Origin of the sequence: Pseudoduganella buxea (assembly GCF_009720835.1) — a bacterium.
Lineage (GTDB): Bacteria > Pseudomonadota > Gammaproteobacteria > Burkholderiales > Burkholderiaceae_D > Rugamonas > Rugamonas buxea.
Genome location: NZ_WNKZ01000003.1, coordinates 59,708 through 81,818, shown reverse-complemented (window position 1 = coordinate 81,818; position 22,111 = coordinate 59,708). Strand labels below are relative to the sequence as shown.

13 protein-coding genes are annotated in these 22,111 nt (G+C 65.6%); 11 read left to right on the top strand and 2 right to left on the bottom strand.

Going from position 1 to position 22,111, the window contains the following annotated elements:
• Positions 1–9 precede the first annotated feature (9 nt).
• A complete protein-coding gene (gene pilB, locus GM672_RS02050) occupies positions 10–1,698 on the bottom strand; it encodes a type IV-A pilus assembly ATPase PilB (RefSeq protein ID WP_229417509.1) in 1,689 nt (562 codons plus the stop codon).
• A 141-nt stretch (positions 1,699–1,839) separates the two neighbouring features.
• Complete coding sequence (locus GM672_RS02045; RefSeq protein WP_155468867.1) at positions 1,840–3,111, bottom strand: HlyC/CorC family transporter; 1,272 nt, start codon at positions 3,109–3,111, stop codon at positions 1,840–1,842.
• Between the two features lie 157 nt (positions 3,112–3,268).
• On the opposite strand from GM672_RS02045, the gene GM672_RS02040 reads away from it, so the two are divergent.
• The 11 genes from GM672_RS02040 to GM672_RS01990 all read left to right on the top strand — a co-directional run bounded on the left by GM672_RS02040 (position 3,269) and on the right by GM672_RS01990 (position 22,079).
• Positions 3,269–4,492 (top strand): glutamate carboxypeptidase, encoded by a 1,224-nt coding sequence (locus GM672_RS02040; RefSeq protein WP_155468866.1) that lies wholly within the window; start codon positions 3,269–3,271, stop codon positions 4,490–4,492.
• 17 nt (positions 4,493–4,509) lie between these two features.
• On the top strand, positions 4,510–6,048 hold the full coding sequence (locus GM672_RS02035; RefSeq protein WP_155468865.1) for a carboxylesterase/lipase family protein: 1,539 nt from the start codon (positions 4,510–4,512) through the stop codon (positions 6,046–6,048).
• Positions 6,049–6,152: 104 nt separating this feature from the next.
• Positions 6,153–7,634 carry a xanthine dehydrogenase small subunit gene (gene xdhA, locus GM672_RS02030; protein ID WP_155468864.1) on the top strand — a complete coding sequence of 494 codons (1,482 nt, stop codon included), beginning with the start codon at positions 6,153–6,155 and terminating at the stop codon, positions 7,632–7,634.
• A gap of 12 nt (positions 7,635–7,646) precedes the next feature.
• Positions 7,647–10,070 (top strand): xanthine dehydrogenase molybdopterin binding subunit, encoded by a 2,424-nt coding sequence (gene xdhB / locus GM672_RS02025; protein ID WP_155468863.1) that lies wholly within the window; start codon positions 7,647–7,649, stop codon positions 10,068–10,070.
• Entirely contained in the window at positions 10,067–11,062 is a 996-nt protein-coding gene (xdhC, locus tag GM672_RS02020) for a xanthine dehydrogenase accessory protein XdhC (protein ID WP_155468862.1), read from the top strand. The genes xdhB and xdhC overlap by 4 nt, the downstream gene beginning before the upstream one ends.
• A 1-nt stretch (position 11,063) precedes the next feature.
• Positions 11,064–12,377 (top strand): guanine deaminase, encoded by a 1,314-nt coding sequence (gene guaD / locus GM672_RS02015; RefSeq protein ID WP_155468861.1) that lies wholly within the window; start codon positions 11,064–11,066, stop codon positions 12,375–12,377.
• Between the two features lie 54 nt (positions 12,378–12,431).
• The gene (locus tag GM672_RS02010) at positions 12,432–13,901 is read left to right on the top strand and encodes an adenosine deaminase family protein (protein WP_155468860.1); all 1,470 of its coding nucleotides are present in this window, start codon (positions 12,432–12,434) and stop codon (positions 13,899–13,901) included.
• Between the two features lie 563 nt (positions 13,902–14,464).
• A complete protein-coding gene (locus tag GM672_RS02005; RefSeq protein ID WP_155468859.1) occupies positions 14,465–17,887 on the top strand; it encodes a TonB-dependent receptor in 3,423 nt (1,140 codons plus the stop codon).
• 159 nt (positions 17,888–18,046) lie between these two features.
• The gene (locus GM672_RS02000) at positions 18,047–19,741 is read left to right on the top strand and encodes a bifunctional metallophosphatase/5'-nucleotidase (RefSeq protein ID WP_155468858.1); all 1,695 of its coding nucleotides are present in this window, start codon (positions 18,047–18,049) and stop codon (positions 19,739–19,741) included.
• An 11-nt stretch (positions 19,742–19,752) separates the two neighbouring features.
• Positions 19,753–20,994, top strand: a complete 1,242-nt coding sequence (locus GM672_RS01995) for a phospholipase D-like domain-containing protein (protein WP_155468857.1) — start codon at positions 19,753–19,755, stop codon at positions 20,992–20,994.
• Positions 20,991–22,079, top strand: a complete 1,089-nt coding sequence (locus tag GM672_RS01990) for a S1/P1 nuclease (protein WP_371867013.1) — start codon at positions 20,991–20,993, stop codon at positions 22,077–22,079. The genes GM672_RS01995 and GM672_RS01990 overlap by 4 nt, the downstream gene beginning before the upstream one ends.
• The last annotated feature ends 32 nt before the right edge of the window (positions 22,080–22,111 follow it).

Sequence of the window (22,111 nt, the reverse complement as noted above, 5' to 3'; positions counted from 1 at the left end):
TCTTTCTGCCTATTCGTTGGTACAGCCCAGTACTTCTTCCAGGCTGGTGAGCCCGCCCTTGACCTTCACCAGGCCGGACTGGCGCAGCGAGCGCACGCCCTCGCTTTCGGACTGGGCGGCGATCTGCATCGCGTTTCCGTGCGCCAGGATCAGCGCCTCGATGGCGGGCGAGATGGGCATGATCTGGTAGATGCCGACGCGGCCCTTGTAGCCGGTGCCGTTGCACCGTTCGCAGCCCGCCGGCCCGTAGGGCTTCCAGCTGCCGTCCAGCTCATGCTCCTTGAAGCCGGCCCGGCGCAGCAGGTCGTTCGATATCTCGATCGGCTTCTTGCAGCTGCACAGCCGCCGCGCCAGACGCTGGGCCGTGATCAGGATGACGGACGAGGCGATATTGAACGGCGCCACGCCCATGTTCATCAGCCGCGTCAGGGTCGATGGCGCGTCGTTCGTGTGCAGGGTGGAGAACACCATGTGGCCCGTCTGCGCTGCCTTGATGGCGATATCGGCCGTCTCCAGGTCGCGGATCTCGCCCACCATGATGATGTCCGGGTCCTGGCGCAGGAACGATTTCAGGGCGACGGGGAAGGTCAGGCCGGCCTTGTCGTTGACATTGACCTGGTTCACCCCGGGCAGGTTGATCTCGGCCGGGTCTTCCGCCGTCGAGATATTGATGCCCGGCTTGTTCAGGATGTTCAGGCAGGTGTACAGCGACACGGTCTTGCCCGAACCCGTCGGCCCCGTCACCAGCACCATGCCGTAGGGACGGGCGATCGCATCGAGCAGCAGGGCCTTCTGGTCCGGGTCGTAACCGAGGGCCTCGATGCCCATCTGGGCCTGGGTCGCGTCGAGGATACGCATCACGGTCTTCTCGCCGAACAGGGTCGGCAGGGTCGAGATACGCAGGTCGATGGTCTTGGTGGGCGAGATGATCAGACGCATGCGCCCGTCCTGGGGCACGCGTTTTTCCGAGATATCCAGCTTGGCCAGCACCTTGATGCGCGAGACCAGCTTGTCCTTGATGGCGATCGGCGGCTGCGCGTGCTCGACCAGCACGCCGTCGACGCGAAAGCGGATGCGGTAGAACTTCTCGAACGGCTCGAAGTGCAGGTCCGAGGCGCCCATGTTGACGGCGTCCATCAGCATCTTGTTCAGGAAGCGCACGATGGGCGCGTCCTCCACATCGGTGGCCGGTGCTTCCGGGCTGGCCGCCGCTTCCTGCTCCTCGGCGAACTGGATCTCGCCTTCCTCGCCGGCCAGCTCGCCCATCAGCTGTTCGCTGTTCTTGGCCAGTTCCTGCAGCAGGCGCACCAGGGTATCGTGCGGCACGATGACCGGTTCCACCGACGACTCGGTCTGGAACTTGATCTGGTCCAGCGCCTGCGTGTTGGTGGGGTCCGAGATCGCCACCGACATCTTGTTGCCGCGCCGGGCCAGCGCCACGACTCGCTGGCTCTGCATCAGTTTCGCGTCGATGATCTTGGTGGGCAGGGCGGCAATGGAGAAGGCCTGCAGGTCCATCATCGGATAGGCGAAGGTCTCGGCGCAGAACAGGGCCAGTTCGCGCGAGTCGATACCGCCGCTGGCCAGCAGCACGTCGATGAAGGGCAGCTTTTCCAGCAGCGCTTTTTTCTGCAGGGCATCGGCCTGCGGGGGCGTGAGCCGACCCGCCTGCATCAATGCACGCGCCAGACCCGACATGGGAGCACCTGTCGCGGTGGGTTGGACTGCAGCCATAAAGGAGACCGGCGAAACGACGTTGAACGAAGAAACGCGTGCGACGGCACGCGTGGATCAACGGATGATGCCCTCAGGCATCATTTTTGTAAAGCGTTGTTCCGCTCAATGCTGTCGTAATTTGACGACTTTGATGGACTGATTTTGCACCTGAACAACCTCTATGATGCAATTGCCAATACGTACGCTGATCGGTGCATCGGGTATGTCCTGCAGCCATTCCAGCAGCAGGCCGTTCAGGGTCTTCGGGCCATCCGTGGGGAAGTGTAATCCCAGGCGCTTGTTGACGTCGCGCAGTGCCGTCGTGCCTTCCAGCAGGCATTCGGCCTTGCCGTCCCAGCCGAAACTGTCGGCCCGCGCCGCGCTCGGCGTCGACGTGGTGAATTCGCCGATCATCTCCTCGATGATGTCGTCCAGCGTCACCAGGCCCTGCACCTCGCCATACTCGTCGACGATGATGGCCAGGCGCTCGCGGTTCTCCTGGAAGTTCTGCAGCTGGGCGAACACGCCCGTTTCCTGGGGAATGAAGTAGGGCTCGGACAGCAGGGCGCGGAAGTGTTCGGCCGTCAGTTCGCCCTCCTCGTTGAGCAGGCCGACGGCCTTGCGCACGTGCAGGATGCCGAGAATCTGGTTGATTTCGCCGTCATACACGGGCAGCTTGTTGTGGTAGCACGTCGTCAGCTGCTGCTTGATGTCGGCCACCGGTACGGCCAGGTTCAGCGCCTCCATCTTGGCCCGGGGCGTCATCACGTCCTCGACGGAAATGGTGTCCAGGTCGAACAGGTTCAGCAGGATGCTCTTGTGCTTCTGCGGAATGAAGTTGCCGCTTTCCAGCAGCACGGAACGCAGCTCGTCCGGCGACAGCCCGGCTTCGTGCGGGTCCGGCGCCGGCTTGATGCGGAACAGGCGCAGCAGGGTCGCCACGAACAGGTTGACGAACCAGATGACGGGGCGGGTCGCCCGCAGCAGGGGACGCAGCACGATGCTGGCCGGCAGCACGATCTGGTCCGCATAACGGGCGCCGATGATCTTCGGCGAAATCTCGGCCAGCACGATCAGCATGAACACGACGCCACCGGTGGATACGAGGATCACATGCTCTTCCAGCCCGAAGCTGTTGATGGCGATCGCCGTCACGAGGGCGATCGCCATGGCGTTGAGCAGGGTGTTGGCGATCAACACCAGCGACAGCAGGGGCTCGGTGCGTTCCAGCAACCACAAGGTGGCGATGGCGCGGCGGCTGCCCCGCTTGGCCTCGTGGCGCAGGCGGAAGCGGTTGGCGGCCATCAGGGCGGTTTCGGCCATCGCGAAAAAGGCCGACAGAAGAATAAGGCAGGCGAGTGCAGTCAGTTGCACCCATAAGGGAATGTTGTCCAAGATGTCGGGGCACTCGTGCCCGATTGCACGCGGATGGGGCCGCAGAACGGCAAATTCTACGACGAAGGGCTACCGCGGCGCAAGCTGGACCACGTTGTGCTTTGATTACGCTATCATCGTGTCATCTCATCGTCTCATCGAACTCAGCGGAGGCACCATGCACAAGGCACTGGCGATAGCGGCAGCGGCAATCTTCGGTTTGGGCACCGCGATGGCGGCGCCGGACAAGGCCTTGCTGGCCCGGGCCGAGCAGCACCAGCCGGCGGCGCTGGCGCTGCTGGAGCAGCTGGTCAATATCGATTCCGGCACCTTCAGCGGGCCTGGGCTCGATGCCGTTGGTGCCGTCGCATCGAAGGAACTGGCCAAGCTGGGCTTTCGCATCGAGACCTTCCCGGCCACGCCGGCCCTGGGCAGCAATGTCGTCGCCACCCTGGATGGCCGCGGCAAGGGCCGTATCCTGCTGGTAGCGCACATGGACACCGTGTTCGGCGACGGCACGGCCAGGGCCCATCCGTTCCGCATCGACGGCAAGCGCGCCTACGGGCCCGGCATCATGGACGACAAGGGCGGCATCGCCATCGGCATCCACGCCGTGGCGCTGCTGCGCGAGGCCGGCTTCGAGGACTTCAAGCGCATCACGGTGCTGCTCAACACCAACGAGGAAACGGGCTCGCACGGCACGCGCGAGCTGATCGAGCGGCTGTCGAAAGCACACGACGTCGTCTTCAACCTGGAGCCGGGCCGCCCGGCCGACGGCCTGGTGGTATCGCGCAAGGGCAGCGGCGACATCGAACTGAAGGTCACGGGCAAGGCCTCGCACGCGGGCGTGGCGCCGATGCAGGGCATCAATGCGGTGCTGGAGGCGTCGCACCAGGTGGTGCAGCTGTCGAACCTGGGCGACGACGCGAAGCAGACCACCGTCAACTGGACCGTCGCCAAGGGCGGTGAGCGCAGCAACGTGATTCCCGACGGCGCCAGCGCGCAGGCCGACGTGCGCGTGATGCAGTCCGAGGAATTCGACCGGGTCGAACGGGACATGCGGCGCATCGCGGCAAAACAGCTGGTGCCGGATGCGAAGGTGGACATCGCCTTGAAACGCAGCTTCCCGCCGATGCCGCCCAGCCCCGTCACGGACGCGCTGGCCCGCAAGGCATCGAATATCTACGGGGAACTGGGCCGCAAGCTGACCCTGGAAAGCTCCGGCGGCGCCGCCGATTCGAGCCTCGTGTTCGCGGCCGGCGTGCCCACCATCGACGGCCTGGGCATCGTCGGCGGCGGCATCCACACGGCCGACGAATATGCGGAAGTGGACAGCATCGCGCCGCGCCTGTATCTGCTGGCGCGGCTGATCCAGGAGTTCGGCAAGAATCCGCGGCTTTGAACGGAAATGGAGAAATAATGGTGAAGACAAGACTGGCCTGGCTGCCCGTGGCCGCATGGTTTGCCTGCGGCAGTGCGGCCGCGTTGGCGCCGCCGCCCGTGGTGAAGGTCGACGGCGGCGCCGTCAGCGGCACGTTCGAGCAGGGCCACCGGGCCTTTCGGGGCATCCCGTTTGCGGCGCCGCCCGTCGGCGCGCTGCGCTGGCAGCCGCCCCAGCCGGTCGCACAGTGGCCGCGCGTGCGCTCGGGCAGGAACTTCGGCAACCGCTGCATGCAGCTGCCCCTGTTTTCCGACATGGTATTCCGTTCCCCTGGCGTCAGCGAGGACTGCCTGTACCTGAACGTCTGGACGCCGCGCGTCGGCATGGACAAGAAACGGCCCGTGCTGGTCTACTTCCACGGCGGCGGCCTGGCCGCCGGCGACGGCTCTGAACCCCGCTACGACGGGGGCGCGATGGCCCGGCGCGATATCGTCGTCGTCACCGCCAACTACCGCCTGGGGGTGTTCGGCTTCCTGTCCCACCCGGAACTGAGCGCCGCGTCGCCATCGAAGGCGTCCGGTAACTACGGCCTGATGGACCAGATGGCGGCGCTGCGCTGGGTACACGACAACATCGGCAAGTTCGGCGGCGACCCGGCCCAGGTGACGATCGCCGGCGAATCGGCCGGCTCGTTTTCCGTCAGCGCCTTGATGGCCATGCCGGCCGCGCGAGGCCTGTTCGCCCGCGCCATCGGCGAAAGCGGCTCGGTGCTGGGCCGCCCCGTGCCGACGCTGGCGGAGGCCGAACAGCAGGGCACTGCGTTTGGCAAGGCGGCCGGCCACGAGTCCCTGGCGGCCCTGCGCAAGGCGCCGGCCGAAGAGCTGCTGCAGGCCGGCGCCAAACCGGGCACGCCGTGGTTCGGCATCGTCGCCGACGGCGTCGCGCTCCCCGGACAGCCCCTGGACACCTACGGGCGCGGCGAGCAGGCACCCGTGCCGCTGCTGGCCGGCTGGAATTCGCAGGAACAGGACGGCCGCGCGATCCTGGGCGAACAGGCCCCCACGCGCGAGAACTTCGACGCCGCCCTGCAGAAACTGTATGGCGACCGTGCGCCGGACGCCGCCAAGGCCTATGCCTACGACGTCGAGGACGCCGCGCGCGACCTGGCCAGCGACCGCTGGATCGTCCACGGCACGTGGAAATGGATCGATTTGCAGGCCAAGGTCGCGCCCACGTACCGGTATTACTTCACGCGTCCCCGGCCGGCTTCGATGGACGGCAAGCCGGCCGGTCGGGGCGCGACCCATTCGGCCGAAATCGAATATGCACTGGGTAACCTGGACGGCAACAAGGTCTACCTGTGGCAGAGCGGCGACCGCCAGACCGCCGAGGCCATGCAGGCTTATTTCGCCAATTTCATCCGCACGGGCAACCCCAACGGCAAGGCCTTGCCGGCCTGGCCCCTGGTGACGGAGCCCGGGGCGAACGTGATGCGGCTCGACGTCGAGCCGGGGGCGTTCGATCCGAAGGACGGCGCCCGTTTCGAGTTCCACGAGCGGCAGGCGGCCAAGCCATGACAAGTTGATTATGCGAAATGGCTGATAACGGACATCAGCCAGAACGCATGACTGAAGGGGCCCCGGGTGTTAGGCTGCAATCATGGGCAAACCCTGAGGCCAATATGTCTGAACCGATCCGTTTTTACTACCGTGGTGCCGTGCATGAAGTGCGCGACGCCGCTCCCACGCAAACCGTGCTGCAGCACCTGCGCGAAGACCTGCACTGCACCGGCACCAAGGAAGGCTGCGCCGAAGGCGACTGCGGTGCCTGCACCGTCGTGCTGGGCACCGTCGTCGACGGCCAGCTGGAGCTCAAGGCCGTCAATTCCTGCATCCAGCTGACCCCGACCCTGGACGGCAAGGCCCTGTTCACCATCGAGGACCTGCAGCAGCAGGATGGCGCGCTGCACCCGGTGCAACAGGCGCTGGTGGAATGCCACGGTTCCCAGTGCGGCTTCTGTACGCCGGGCTTCGCCATGTCGCTGTGGGGCATGTACCTGCAGCTGGACGGGCAGAAACCTGGCCGCAAGCAGATCGACGATTGCCTGTCCGGCAACCTGTGCCGCTGCACGGGCTACCGCCCCATTATCGACGCGGCCACGCGCATGACGGAGCTGCCGCAGGTGACGTTCGACACGGCCCGCCTGACCGAACAGCTGGCCGGCCTGAAGCGCGACCGCCTGTCCGTCTACGCCGCGCATGGCCAGACCTTCCTGGCACCCCGTACGCTGGACGAGCTGGTGCAGCTGCGCGCGGCCAATCCCGCCGCCACGCTGCTGGCTGGCAGCACGGACGTGGGCCTGTGGATCACCAAGCAGATGCGCGAACTGAACGAAATCATCTACCTGGGCCACGTGGACGCGCTCAAGCACGTGGCCGAGCGCGACGGCATGCTGGAAATCGGCGCCGGCGTGTCGCTGGAAGGGGCCTACGGCGCCCTGTGCCGCCACTATCCGGAAGAACTGGGCGAAATGCGCCAGCGCTTCGCGTCGCTGCCGATCAGGAATGCCGGCACCCTGGGTGGCAACGTCGCCAACGGCTCGCCTATCGGCGACTCGATGCCGTGGCTGATCGCGCTGGGTGCCCACGTGGTGCTGTACGGTGCCGGCGGCGAGCGCGTGCTGGCGCTGGAAGATTTCTATCTCGACTATATGAAGAAGGACCTGCAGCCGGGCGAATTCGTGCGCGCCGTGCGCGTGCCGCTGCGCCGCCCGAACGTGGTGTTCCGCACCTATAAGCTGGCCAAGCGCTTCGATCAGGACATCTCGGCCGTCTGCGCCGCCTTTGCCTTCACCCTGGACGGCGACACGGTGGCCTCGGCCCGCATCGCCTTCGGCGGCATGGCCGGCACGCCGAAACGGGCCCGCACGGCCGAAGCGCTGCTGGCGGGCCGCCGCTGGGACGAAGCGGCGCTGACCGAAGCGATGGCTGCCCTGGCGCAGGACTACGCGCCGCTGACGGACATGCGCGCTTCCAGCGATTACCGGATGCGCAGCGCGCAGAACCTGCTGCGCCGCTTCTGGCTCGAGACGCGCCCGGATGCGCCGCTGGCGCACGATGCCGTCAATGCCTTTGCCGTGCGCGCGCCTTCCTGCGCCGCCTGACCGGAGAACGCCATGAACCATCCCATTCCCCGCGACCTGACCGCTCCCGCCTGGACCGCCGTCGGCGTCGCACGCCCGCATGAATCGGCCGAGCTGCACGTACTGGGCCAGGCCACCTATACGGACGATATCGGCGAAGTGCACGGCACCTTGCATGCGGCGCTGGGCCTGTCCTCGAAGGCGCACGCGAAGATCCTCGCCATCGACCTGGCGCCCGTGCGGGCCTGCCCGGGCGTGGTGGCCGTCTACACGGCCGCCGACATCCCCGGCACCAACGACTGCGGTCCGATCATCCATGACGATCCGATCCTGGCTGTCGACGAAGTGCTGTACGTGGGCCAGCCCATCTTCATCGTCGTGGCCGATACGCACACGAACGCCCGCCGCGCCGCGCGCAAGGCCAACGTCACGTATGAGGAACTGCCGGCCATCCTGACGCCGCAGCAGGCCAAGGCGGCCGCCTCGTATGTGCTGCCGCCGATGCAGCTGGTGCGCGGCGACGTGCAGGCCGCGTTCGAGAAGGCGCCGCACGTCGTCAAGGGCGAGCTGTTCGTCGGTGGCCAGGAGCAGTTCTACCTGGAAGGCCAGATCGCCTACGCCATCCCGAAGGAAAACCGGGGCCTGCTGGTGCAGTGCTCGACGCAGCACCCCAGCGAGATGATGCACGTGGTGGCCCATGCGCTGGGCGTGCACTCGCATAACGTCACCGTCGAATGCCGGCGCATGGGCGGCGGTTTCGGTGGCAAGGAGTCGCAGTCGGCCCTGTGGGCGGCCGCCGCTTCCATCGCCGCCGTGCGCACGGGCCGGCCCGTCAAGCTGCGCGCCGACCGCGACGACGACATGATGGTGACGGGCAAGCGCCACTGCTTCTTCTACGAATACGAAGTGGCCTATGACGACGACGGCCGCATCGTCGGCGCAAAGCTGGACATGACCCTGCGCGCCGGCTATTCGGCCGACCTGTCCGGCCCCGTCGCCACGCGCGCCGTGTGCCACTTCGACAACGCCTACTACCTTTCCGACGTCGATATCCGCGCCGCCTGCGGCAAGACCAATACGCAGTCGAACACGGCGTTTCGTGGCTTTGGCGGGCCCCAGGGCGCCATCGCCATCGAATACGTGATCGACGAAATCGCCCGCAACCTGGGGCGCGACGCGCTCGATATCCGCCGCCTGAATTTCTACGGCAAGACCGAACGCAATGAAACGCCTTACCGGCAGATCGTCGTCGACAACGTCATCGGCGAACTGACGGCGGAGCTGGAGCAGAGCAGCCAGTACCGCGCCCGCCGCGCCGCCATCGAAGCCTACAACGCCACCAGTCCCGTGCTGAAGAAGGGCCTGGCGCTGACGCCCGTGAAGTTCGGCATCGCCTTCAACGTCACCCACCTGAACCAGGCCGGCGCGCTGGTGCACGTGTATGTCGACGGCTCCGTGCTGGTCAACCACGGCGGCACGGAAATGGGGCAGGGTATCAACACCAAGGTGCTGCAGGTAGTGGCACATGAACTGGGCCTGAACATGGTCCATGTGCGCGCCAGTGCCACCGATACGAGCAAGGTCGCCAATACGTCGGCCACGGCCGCTTCCACCGGCGCCGACTTGAACGGCAAGGCGGCCCAGGATGCGGCGCGCCAGATCCGCGAGCGCCTCAGCGCCTTTGCCGCCAAGGCCTATGGCGGCGAAGCCGCGGACGTCGTCTTCCGCAACGACATCGTGCACGCCAACGGTAATGACGTCGCCTTCCCGGAACTGGTGCGCATGGCTTATCTCGCCCGCGTGCAGCTGTGGTCCGACGGCTTCTACGCCACGCCAGGCCTGCACTGGGACCCGAAGACGATGACGGGCCACCCGTTCTCGTACTACGCCTACGGCGCGGCCGTGTCGGAAGTGGTGGTCGACACCCTGACGGGCGAATGGAAGCTGCTGCGCGCCGACGCGCTGTACGACGCCGGCAACTCGCTGAATCCGGCCATCGACATCGGCCAGGTCGAAGGCGCCTTCATCCAGGGCATGGGCTGGCTGACCACGGAGCAGCTGTGGTGGAACGGCGCGGGCAAGCTGATGACGCATGCGCCGTCCACGTACAAGATTCCCGGCATTTCCGACTGCCCGGAAGACTTCCGCGTGCGCCTGTTCGACAACCGCAACGTCGAGGACAGCATCCACCGCTCCAAGGCCACGGGTGAACCGCCGCTGCTGCTGCCGTTCTCCGTCTTCTTCGCCATCCGCGACGCCATCTCCAGCGTGGGCGAACACCGCGTCAACCCGCCACTGAACGCCCCCGCCACCAGCGAGGAAATCCTGCGCGCGGTCGACGCCGTCCGCGCCGAAGTTGCCAAGAAAATGGGGACAGACCCCAATTTTTCAGCAACTATTTCTTCAAAAATGGGGTCTGTCCCCAATTTTGAAGCAACTGTTGGGGCGGCAAAATGAACCAGTGGCTGGTCGCGGCGGCGGCGCCGGCCGTGCTGGTGACGGTGTCGAAGGTGCAGGGTTCCGCCCCGCGCGCCGCCGGCACCAAGATGCTCGTGACGGCCGATGGGCAGCAGGACACCATCGGCGGCGGTCACCTGGAAATGCGCGCCATCGACATCGCGCGCGGCATGCTCGACAGCGCGGTGCCGGCCACGCAGCACGAACGCTTCCCCCTCGGCCCCAGCCTGGGGCAGTGCTGCGGCGGCGTGGTGTGGCTGACCTTCGAGCCGGTGCAGGCGCAGGTAGCAGAGGTACTGGCCGCCCTGCGCGAACGTCGGCGCGAGGACAGCTGGCGCGTTACCGCCATCGACGGCACGCCACGCTGCGCGCTGTTCGACGACGCCGGTGCCGTCATTGCCGGCGGCGACAACGTACCGCAGCCACCCGTGCGCTACGACGACGCCACCCTGTTCGCCGATGCGGCCGGCCGCACCTGGCTGTACGACCCGGTCCTGGCACCCCGGTCCCACGTGCTGTTGTTTGGCGCGGGCCACGTGGGCGCGGCCATCGTGCGGGCGCTGGCCGAACTGCCGTGCACCGTCATGTGGATCGACGAGCGCGACGACATGTTCCCCGCCACCGTGCCGGACAACGTGACGGTGGAAGCGACGGACACGCCGGAAACGCTGGTGGACCTGGCGCCGCCCGGCGCCAGCTACCTCGTCATGACGCACAGCCACGCGCTCGACCAGCAGCTGTGCGAAGCCATCCTGGCGCGCGAGCAGGTGGGCTGGTTCGGCCTGATCGGCTCGAAGACGAAACGCATGCAGTTCGAGCACCGCATGGCCGCACGGGGCATCGCGCAAGAGCGCATCGCCACGATGGTCTGCCCCATCGGCGTGCCCGGCATCACGGACAAGGCGCCGGCCGTCATCGCGGCCTCCGTCGCCGCCCAATTACTGATAACGTGGGAAGCGCAAGCCGCCGCCCCAGCACCCCAAGAGAACTGATATGCAGACAGCATCACATGTGCAAGCCTACCGGGCAGGCTTGTTGCACTTCCACGCCGATCCGGCCTTCGCCGAACAGGCCCACGCCTGGCATGCCGATGGCCTTCTGATCGTTGCCGCCGGCAAGGTGGTGGCGGCGGGCGACTATGCCCAGCTGGCCCCCACGCTGCCGGCCGGTACGGAAGTTGTCGACTACCGCGGCAAGATCATCACGCCGGGCTTCATCGACGCCCATATCCACTACCCGCAGACGGACATGATTGCTTCGCCGGCACCGGGCCTGCTGCCATGGCTGGAGCAGTACACCTTCCCGACCGAGCGCGCCTTCCAGGACCCGGCGCACGCGGCGGCCGTGGCCGAGTTCTTCCTGGATGAGCTGCTGCGCTGCGGCACGACGACGGCGCTGGTCTACTGCACCGTGCATCCGCAGTCCGTCGACGCCTTCTTCACCGCCAGCGAAGCGCGCGGTCTGCGCATGATCGCCGGCAAGGTGCTGATGGACCGCAACTGCCCCGACTTCCTGTGCGACACGGCCGAGCAGGGCGGGCGCGAGACGGAAGACCTGATCCGCCGCTGGCACAAGCACGAGCGCTCCCTGTATGCGATCACGCCCCGCTTCGCGCCGACGTCGACCGAGGCGCAGATGGGCGTGGCGGGCGAGCTGGCGCGCGCCTTCCCCGATACCTACCTGCAGACGCACGTGTCGGAGAACGAAGACGAATGCCGCTGGGTGAAGGAACTGTATCCGGCCGCGCGCAGCTACCTGGACGTGTATGACCGCTACGGCATGATGCGCCCGCGCGCCGTGTTCGGCCACTGCATCTGGCTCGACGAGCAGGATCGCGCGCGCATGGCGGAAACGGGATCGGCGGCGGCCGTGTGCCCCACGTCGAACCTGTTCCTGGGCAGCGGCCTGTTCGACTTCGAGCGGGCCGACCAGGCGCGCATGCTGATGGCCCTGGCCACGGACGTGGGCGCGGGCACGTCGTTCTCGATGTTGCAAACGATGAATGAAGCCTATAAAGTAGCGCGCTTGAAGGGCAGCTACCTGCCGGCCTTGCGCATGTTCTACCTGTCCACCCTGGGCGCGGCGCGCAGCCTGCACCTGGAGGACACGATCGGCAGTTTCGCCGCCGGTCGCGAAGCGGACTTCATCGTCCTCGATCCGCAGGCCACGCCGCTGCTGGCCCGCCGCACCGCCAATACGGACAGCCTGGAAGAAATGCTGTTCGCGCTGGCGCTGCTGGGCGACGACCGCACGATCGCGGCCACGTATTCGGGCGGACGCCGGGTGCACGCACGCGGGCAGAAATAAGGGCAGAAATAAGGGCAGGGCAGGGCTGAACTTCCCACTACCACCGGGATCGTCATGCAGAGAAAATTCATCACAGCCGTCACGGCAGCCGCAATGCTGGCGGGCGCCGGCGGCGCGGCCAGCGCCACCAACGAGGATATCGTCAAGCGCCACTTCGCCACCCTGGTGGCGGGGGCGCAGCCGAAGACGGCAGAACTGACGATGTTCCTGACGATGATGCCCAAGGGCGGCGACCTGCACCACCACTACTCGGGTGCCATCTACGCCGAGCAGTACCTGGAATGGGTCGACCGCCAGGGCTACTGCGTCAGCAAGACCAACTTCCGCATCACCACCGACAAGGCGGCCATTGCGGCCGAAGCGGCCAAGCCGGCGCCGCTGCGCACCTGCGTTTCCGGGCGCGACCTGGTAGCGGACAACGACAGCTACCGCGAGCTGCTGCAGAAGTGGTCGACCCTGGATTTCTACAACCACGGCGCCGACCAGCGCCCGCCGGACCAGACCTTCTTCGACACCTTCGGCTACTTCGGCCCCGTCGCCTCGACCAATACGGCCGAAGGCCTGCGCACCCTGAAGGCGCGCGCCATCGCCGAGAACCTGGCGTATATCGAGACCATCTTCGAGCTGGCGCCCATCACGGCCGATGCGGATTTCGACAAGCTGGTGGCTTCCCCCGGCTTCGATCCGGCCCAGCTGGACGCGGCGCTGGGCGCGCTGGCGGCCAGGCTGGAAGCCAATCCCGCTTTTGCCAAGGGCATTGCCGACTACGTCGCCAATGTGGAAGCCAGCAGCGCCGGCATCGACGACGAACATTTCACGATGCGCTACCAGCCGTATGTGCTGCGCTTCCTGTCGCCGTCCGTCGTGTTTTCGCAGATGCTGGCCAGCGCCAGGCTGGCCAAGGCCAACCCGAAGATTGTCGGCGTCAATATCGTCGGCCAGGAAAGCCTGAACGTGTCGATGCGCGACTACAGCCTGCACATGCGCATGTTCCGCTTCCTGAAGGCGAAGTATCCGGACGTGAAGACGGCCCTGCACGCGGGTGAACTGAAACTGGGCATCGTGCCGCCGGAAGGCCTGACCTTCCATATCGGCGAAGCAGTGAACGTGGCCGGCGCGAACCGCATCGGCCACGGCATCGACATCGCCCACGAGAAGAATGCGCTGGCCATCCTGCGCACGATGCGCGAACGCAGGATTCCCGTCGAGATCAACCTGACCAGCAACGAGTTCATCCTGGGCGTCAAGGGCGCCGACCATCCTGTCGAGCTGTACCGCAAGCATGGCGTGCCCTTCGTGATCTCCACGGACGACGCGGGTGTCACGCGCCATAACCTGTCGAACGAGTATGTGCTGTTTGCCACACGCTACAAGACGGACTATGCGGAACTGAAGCGGCTGTCGTACGACAGCATCCGTCATGCCTTCCTGGCTGACGCGGATAAACAACGCTTGATCAAGCAATTGGACGGCCGTTTCAAGATTTTTGAAGCGGAAATCGTCGCCGCCGGCACGAGAAAATGACATAAAAAAATATCCCGGCAGCATCTACATGCTGCCGGGATATGCCCCCCTGCCGCGTTTTACGGGCTTCCCGCCTCATTTCCGGCCATCCCCATAACCGGATTTCTTGCTTTATAGAATACTTGAATCGACAACTGTGTAGCCGTGGCGCTACAGTTTGTGGCAGTTCCGCCACCGTTTTAGTCATTTCTTAATGAATTAATTTCACGGCGGAGACCCTCATTTATAATGCCGCCGTCGGTCCGACCCCCGGTTCCGGCTCCCTTCCAGCGCGTTTTGTCATCCGATTTATTGTTTGCGCATATAAATATGCTCGGTAAATCGAATTTGTCACGCCCTTGACGCTCATGCATAGTTGGTTGATGGCTATGTCATTCTAGTCCCGAAGGTGCGCCGCGATTGTCACGAAACTGTCATAAAGCTGTCACGGCCTTGACATGCATCGCCACTAAAATCCCGGGTCGGCCAAGCAGTTTGCAACACAGCTAAAGAGTGGTGTCGAGACGTAAAAGTCACGATTTGCGTCGAAAACACCAATAAAACGTTCCTTTTTGGGGTAGAACATGATGAATCACAAGCGGCTCCGGCTCACGCAGATCGCGCTCAGCCTGTCCATCGCGCTGGCGGCGGCACCGACCTTCGCGCAGAACACGACCTCGGCCATCGGTGGCCGTATCTCGGGCGCGGACGGCAATCCTGCCGCCGGCGCGACGGTCACGATCGTTCACGTCGAGTCCGGCTCCGTCAACAACGTCACCACCGACGCACAAGGCCGTTACGTCGCACGTGGCCTGCGCGTGGGCGGTCCGTACACCATCACGATCGAGAAAAACGGCGTGACGGAAAAGCGCGAGAACGTCTTCGTGAACCTGGCCGAAACGGCCAGCGTCGACGCGCAACTGGGCCAGCCGATGCAGACCGTCGTCGTCGCGGGCAGCGCCGTGCGTAACGACCGCTTCTCGAAAACCACGATGGGCGCCGGCACCAACATCAGCGCCACCGAACTGGCGATCCAGGGTTCGATCAACCGCAACCTGCAGGATTACGCCCGTACCGACCCGCGCGTGTCGCAGACCGACAAGGAACGTGGCGAACTGTCCGTGGCCGGCCAGAACAGCCGCTACAACACCCTGACCATCGACGGCGTCTCCGTCAGCGATACCTTCGGCCTGGAAGCTTCCGGTTCGCCCACGTCGAAGCAGCCGATCTCGATCGAAGCGATCCAGTCGGTGCAGGTCAACGTCGCCAACTACGACGTCACGCAGAAGGGCTACACGGGCGGCAATATCAACGCCGTGACCAAGTCCGGCACGAACAAGGTCAAGGGCAGCGTCTACTACGTCTTCCGTAACGATTCGACCGTGGGCGACCGCTTCAATTCGTCGACCGGCGAATACTACGAACCGGCCAAGTTCAAGGAAACCACCAAGGGCGCCACCGTCGGCGGCCCCCTGATCAAGGACAAGCTGTTCATCTTCGCCAACTACGAGAAGCTGGAATCGACCCGCACGGCGCCGTCCTTCGGCCCTGTGGGCAGCTCGTTGACGAACGTCGGCATCACCCCGGCCGCCATCGCCCAGGCACAGCAGATCGCCCAGAACCGCTACGGCCTCGACGCCGGCACGGACGTCGTCCCGGTCGGCACGATGCTGGACGTGACGGACAAGCTGGTGAAATTCGACTGGAACATCACGGACGATCACCGCGCCATGTTCCGCTGGTCCAAGACCGAGCAGTCCGAGCCGATCTTCCCCGGCCTGTCGGCCACGGGCCTGTCGCTGAACAGCTACTGGTACAACCAGGGCAAGGTCATCGAAACCAAGGTGGCCCAGCTGACGTCCGACTGGACTCCGACCTTCTCGACCGAGGTCAAGCTGTCCGTGCGCGACTACGACAGCGTGCCGAAGGTGAACTCGCAGATGCCGCTGGTCGGCCTGCGCTTCACGGGCGCGCTGCCCGCCGGCACGCCATCGGGCACGTCGACGAACGACCGCTTCCTGAACTTCGGTACGGAAAACAGCCGCCAGCGCAATGTGCTGGGCACCAAGACGGACGACTACTACGTCGGCGCCAACTGGCAGCTGGGCGCGCATGAAGTGAAATTCGGCGCGGACTACCAGAAGAACGAGATCTACAACGCCTTCGTCCAGAACCTGTACGGTAACTATACCTTCGCCTGCATTCCGAAGATCGGCTACGAATTCCTGGGCCGTAACGCCGACGGTACCCTCAATACGCTGGAAACCTGCGGCTCGAACGCCGCGCAGACCGAAGCGGCCGTGCTGGAAAACTTCCGCCTGGGCCGCCCGACCGTGTACCAGAACACCGTGGCCAATGCCGGCTTCTCGCTGGAAGACGCCGTCGCCAAGTTCACGACGAAGAACACGGGCCTGTTCCTGCAGGATACGTGGACCGTTTCGCCACAGCTGACCGTTACAGGCGGCGTGCGCGTGGACGGCATCGACGTCGGCCAGCGTCCTTCGCGCAATGCGCTGCTGGCCGCGCCTTCGTCGGTCGGCGCCGATGGCCGCCTGACGGGTGGCTTCGGACTGGACAACACCAACACCTTCGACGGCCAGAAACTGTGGCAGCCGCGCGTCGGCTTCAACTACACGCTGGAATCGGCGCGCCGTACGCAGATCCGCGGCGGTGCCGGCCTGTTCCAGGGTTCGGCCATGGCCGTCTGGCTGGGCAACCCGTTCCAGAACGCCGGCGTGGCCACGTCCGTCATCGGTTGCGGCGCAACGGGCCTGTCTCCATGCAGCACGACGGCCTCGGGTCGCTTCAGCCCGGACATCAACAACCAGCCGCGCCTGCCAGGCACGTCGCCAGCCGCTTCGGTGGACGTCCTGGCTTCGGGCCTGCGTCAGCCGTCCGTCTGGAAGGCAAACCTGGCCGTCGATCACGAACTGCCTTGGGAAAACCTGGTCGTCAGCGCGGAATACCTGAAGACGGACGTGCGTGACGCCATCTTCTACCGCAACGTCAACCTGGGCGACCCGACCCGTATCGGCAGCGACGGCCGCCAGCAGTACTACGGCAACGCCGCCTATGCGGAAAACTGCTGGAGCGCCACCGGTACGCGTATCACCAGCGGCAACTGCTCGGCACGTGCCCGCAACAACTCGAACGCCAGCTTCGCCAACGTGCTGGTTGCCACCGGCACCAAGCAGGGCGGCAGCAACCTGGCCACCCTGTCGCTGAGCCGTCCGATGATTTCGGGCCTGGGCTGGTCGATCTCGTACACGTACACGGAATCGAAGGAAGTGTCGCCGCTGACGTCGTCGACGTCGAACTCGAACTGGTCCGGCCGTTCCGTGTTCAACCCGAACGAGGAAGTGGAAGCCAATTCCAGCTACCTGGTGAAGGACCGCATCAACGCCTTCGTCAACTTCCGCAAGCGCTTCTTCGGTGCGTACAACACCACCTTCGGCCTGTTCTACGAAGGCCGTTCGGGCAAGCCATACAGCTGGACGTTCAACAACGACATGAACGGCGACGACCTGGCCGGCAACGACCTGATGTACATCCCGAAAGCCTTCGGTTCGGGTGAAGTCGTGTTCAAGGGCGATACCGCCGCCAACCGTGCCAACGAGCAGAAGTTCTGGGACATCGTCAACGGCAACCGCGCCCTGCGCAATTCGGCAGGCAAAGTGGTCGACCGCAACACCAGCTTCTCGCCATGGACCAACACCTTCGACATGCGCGTTTCGCAGGAAGTGCCGGGCTTCTGGCAAGGTCACAAGGGCATCTTCACGCTGGACCTGTTCAACGTGGGTAACCTCTTGAACAAGAAATGGGGCCGTATCAACGAAGTGGGCTTCCAGTCCAACGGCGCGCAGGCACGTTCCTTCGTCGACTTCGCCGGTATCCGCGATGGCAAGTACGTGTACCAGCTGCGCGACAAGGTGGAAGACTTCGAAGTGCGCCAGGTCAAGGGCGAATCGCAGTGGGCCCTGCAGGCCACCGTCAAGTACGAATTCTAAGGCCCTGCTGACTTAGTTTCGACTCAAGGAACCGGCGCGCAAGCGCCGGTTTTTTTTCGCCCGCGGGCTCTGTAACGTAAGGTTTCATCGCGCGATTTGCCGGCCGGCGCGCGCCGCCGCGGCTGTACAATAACCGGTTCAAGTTTCCCCTTCGATGCCATGACTTTTTCTCCCCGTACCCTCGCGCTGGCCACCGCTCTCTCCGCCGCACTGGGCATGCTCGGTGGCTGTGCCACGACGCCTTCCGGCCCTCTCGCCGAAATCAACCTGGTGGCCCTGAACGACCTGCACGGCCACCTGGAAGCGGACAAGTTCACCTACGCGGGCGTGGGCGACACAAGCCAGAAGACCGTGCACGCCGGCGGCATCGATACGCTGGCCGCCGCATTGCAGGCCTGGCGCCGCGACGACCGCGAGCTGCTGCTGGTGGGCGCCGGCGACATGATCGGCGCCAGCCCGGCCCTGTCGGCCATGTGGGCCGACGAACCCACCATCGGCGCGCTCGACCTGCTGGGCCTGACCGTCACGTCGGTGGGCAACCATGAATTCGACCAGGGTAGGATCGAGCTGCTGCGCCAGCAGAAGGGTGGCTGCGCCTCGCCCCGGCCGGACAAGGCGTGCAAGTTCGATAGCCGCTACGATGGCGCGAAGTTCCACTACGTGGCCGCCAACGTCATCGATGCCAACAGCCGCAGGCCGCTGCTGCCGCCTTACCGCATCCTGGAAGCGAAGGGCGTGAAGATAGCGTTTATCGGCGCGGTGCTGCGGGACACGGCCGAAGTGGTGGCCAGCGCCGGCATCGCCGGCCTGCAGTTCGCCGACGAAGCAGAATCCGTCAATCGTCTGCTGCCGGAACTGCGCGCGCAGGGCGTCGGCGTATTCGTCGTGCTGCTGCACCAGGGCGGTCGCACGGCATCGGAATTCGACAAGCAGTATTGCAACGACCTGGAAGGCGACCTGGTGCCCGTCGTGCACAGGCTCGACCCGGCCATCCGGCTCGTCATCAGCGGCCACTCGCACAAGGGCTACCTGTGCAAGGTGGGCGACACGCTGGTGACGCAGGCGCAGATGGGCGGGCATATGCTGTCGCGCATCAAGCTGGTGGTGGACCGCAAGACCAATGCGCTGGTCGATGTCAGCGCGCGCAACGTCGTCATGGAGCAGGGCGCATATCCGGCCGACCCGCGCGCCGTGACCTATCTCGCCAAGGTGCGGGCCAAGGGCAACGCGGAGCTGGCCAAGCCTGTCGCGCGCATCGCCACCCCCGCCGTCACGCGCGAGCGCAAGGGCAGCGACGAATCGGCGTTGGGTAACCTGGTGGCCGACGCCACCCTGTTCGCGGCCCGCCCCTTCGGCGCCCAGGTGGCGTTCATGAACACGGGCGGCATCCGCGCCAACCTGGAGACCGGCAGCGGCAATGTCGTGTCGAAAGGGCAGGCGCTGGCCGTCCTGCCGTTCGGGAACACGCTGACGGTGATGAACCTGACGGGCGCCCAGCTGCGCGTGCTGCTGGAGCAGCAGTGGATCGGCGACAAGGTCGAGACGCGCGGGCTGCTGCAGGTCTCCGAAGGCTTTTCCTATGCCTACGACCTGCGCCGCCCGGCCGGCCAGCGGGTCATCGAGGCCACCCTGAACGGCGTGCCGCTGGACGACAACGCCAGCTACCGCGTGGCCGCGAACAACTTCATCGCCGAAGGCGGCGACGCCTTCCCCATGTTCGCCAAGGGCAGCAACCGCGCCGAGACGGGCGTGCGCGATATCGATTCGCTGACGGCCTACCTGGTGCGCCGCGAGCAGGACCTGAAACCGGCCGGGCAGGCGCTGGAACAGCCGCGCATCCGCCGCGTGCAATAAGGAGTCTTACCATGCGTCGATTGATCCTGTCCGTTGTGCTGGCCGGCAGCTTCGCCAGTGCCCACGCGGACTTTCGCATACCCGGTTTCGAACTGGTGCAGACCGCGCCCGTCGAAACATCGCTGTCCAACCCGGACCTGCGCGACCCCATCACCGTGTGGTGCGAGCTGTTCGACAACGCCCGCGCCGACATTGCCATCGGCCAGTTCTACGCTGCCGGCAAGCCCGGCTCGCCGTTCGAGCGCGTCATCGAGCGGCTGGAAGCGGCCGGCAAGCGGGGCGTGAAGATCCGCTTCCTGCTCGACAAGAAGGGCATTGGCCTGTCCGATCCCGCCACCCTGGACCGGCTGCGCGCCATCCCCAACCTGGAACTGCGCGTCCTCGACTACAGCAAGCTGACGGGCAACGGCATCATCCATGCCAAGTACGTCATCGTCGATGCCAAGGCGGCTTTTGTCGGCAGCCAGAACTTCGACTGGCGCGCCTTCACGCATATCCACGAAACGGGCCTGCGCATCGACGATGCCGCCATCGTCGGGCAGGTGCGCGCCATCTTCGAGCAGGACTGGAATGCCCAGGCTACCCTGGCACGGGGTGCGCCGGTGGCGCCGCTGCAGGCCAAGGCGGCTGCCGTGGCGGCCCAGGCGGAGCTGGCACGGCCGGCCTACCTGGTGGCCAGCCCGGCCGCCTACAATCCGCCGGGGGTGCGCGACTCCGAAGCGGTACTGCCGGCGTTGCTGGCGGACGCGAAGGAAGAAGTACGCATCCAGCTGCTCGACTACGCGCCCCTGTCGTATGGGCCGCAGGGCACGCGGCCGTACTACGCCGTCATCGACAACGCGGTGCGCGCCGCCGCCAACCGGGGCGTCAGGATCAAGCTGATGGTGTCGAACTGGAACCTGGAGGCGCCCGCGCTGCCGTACCTGAAAAGCCTGGCCGTGCTGCCGAACGTGGAGATCCGCGTCGTCACGCTGCCGCAGGCGTCGACGGGCTTCATTCCGTTCGCCCGCGTCATCCACAGCAAGACGATGACGATCGACGGCAAGCTGGCCTGGGTCGGCACCAGCAACTGGGCCGGTGGCTACTTCGACCTGTCGCGCAACCTGGAAGTGGTGCTGCGCAGCGAGGCCATGGCGCGCCGCGTCGCCGCGCTGCATGAACAGGCGTGGAGCTCGCCGTATGCGCAAAAGCTCGACATCAACCGCGACTACCCGAAACCGAACAAGGCAAGCGAAAAGGCTGCAGCAGAATGAAGAATCCCGCAATGAAGAAGATCACGTGCATGCTGGCGCTGGCCGGCTCCCTGGCCGCCACCGCGGCCACCGAGGCGCTGGCCTGGGGCTACGACGGCCACCGCGCCGTGGGCGCCATCGCCGACCAGCTGCTCAAGGGCAGCAACGCCGAGAAGCAGGTGGCCGCGCTGCTGCTGCCGGGCGAAAGCCTGGAGAAGGTGGCCGTGTGGGCCGACTGCGTCAAGGGCAACTGGTGCGGCCCGCAGACGCCGGAGATGGTCGACTATGTCAGCGCCAATCCGAAGCACTCGGAGTACCACTACACGGATGTGCCGTTCCAGCTCGACGCCTATCATGACCACGGCCCCGGCACCTTCGAGGACGATATCGTCCAGACGCTGAAGGGCGCCATTGCCGTCCTGCAGGGCAAGGACACGCCGCAAACCAATCCGCACCGCTTCACCAAGCGCCAGGCGCTGCTGGTCGTGGCCCACCTGGCCGGCGACATCCACCAGCCACTGCACGTGGGCGCGGCGTTCGTCAGCAAGGACGGCCGCTTCGTCGTGCCGAAGAACCAGGTCGAGATCGACGCACTGAACATCTTCGACTCCCGTGGCGGCAACAACCTGCTGCTGGACGACGCGGTGCTGGTGGAAACGTCCGGCAAGCTGATTCCGCCGGCGCCGCCGAAGGACGATGCCGACAAGCCCACGTCCGCGGCATCGAAATCGACCACGCGCCCGTTCCACTCGTACTGGGACAGCACCGTGGTCGACTACGCGATGCGCCGCTCCAGCACGCGCACGCCGCAGCAGTTCGCCCAATACGCCATCGACACCAGGCCGGCCGTTTCCGCGAACACGGGCGACGTGCTGACGTGGCCCTACCAGTGGGCCAACGATGCGCTGGCCGTGTCGAAGCTGGCGCACCAGGACGTGACGGTGGGCGCCGCGTCGACGCAAACCAGCAAGGGCGGCGAGCGCTACAAGGTGTGGGCGCTGGCCGTGCCGGAGAACTACCCGGTGCCGTCGTCGGCCATCGCCCGCGAGCAGCTGATCAAGGGCGGCTACCACCTGGCCGCGCTGCTGCGGGCGATCTGGCCGTAATCGATCTGGCCACAAGACGGCCGGTGACGCGG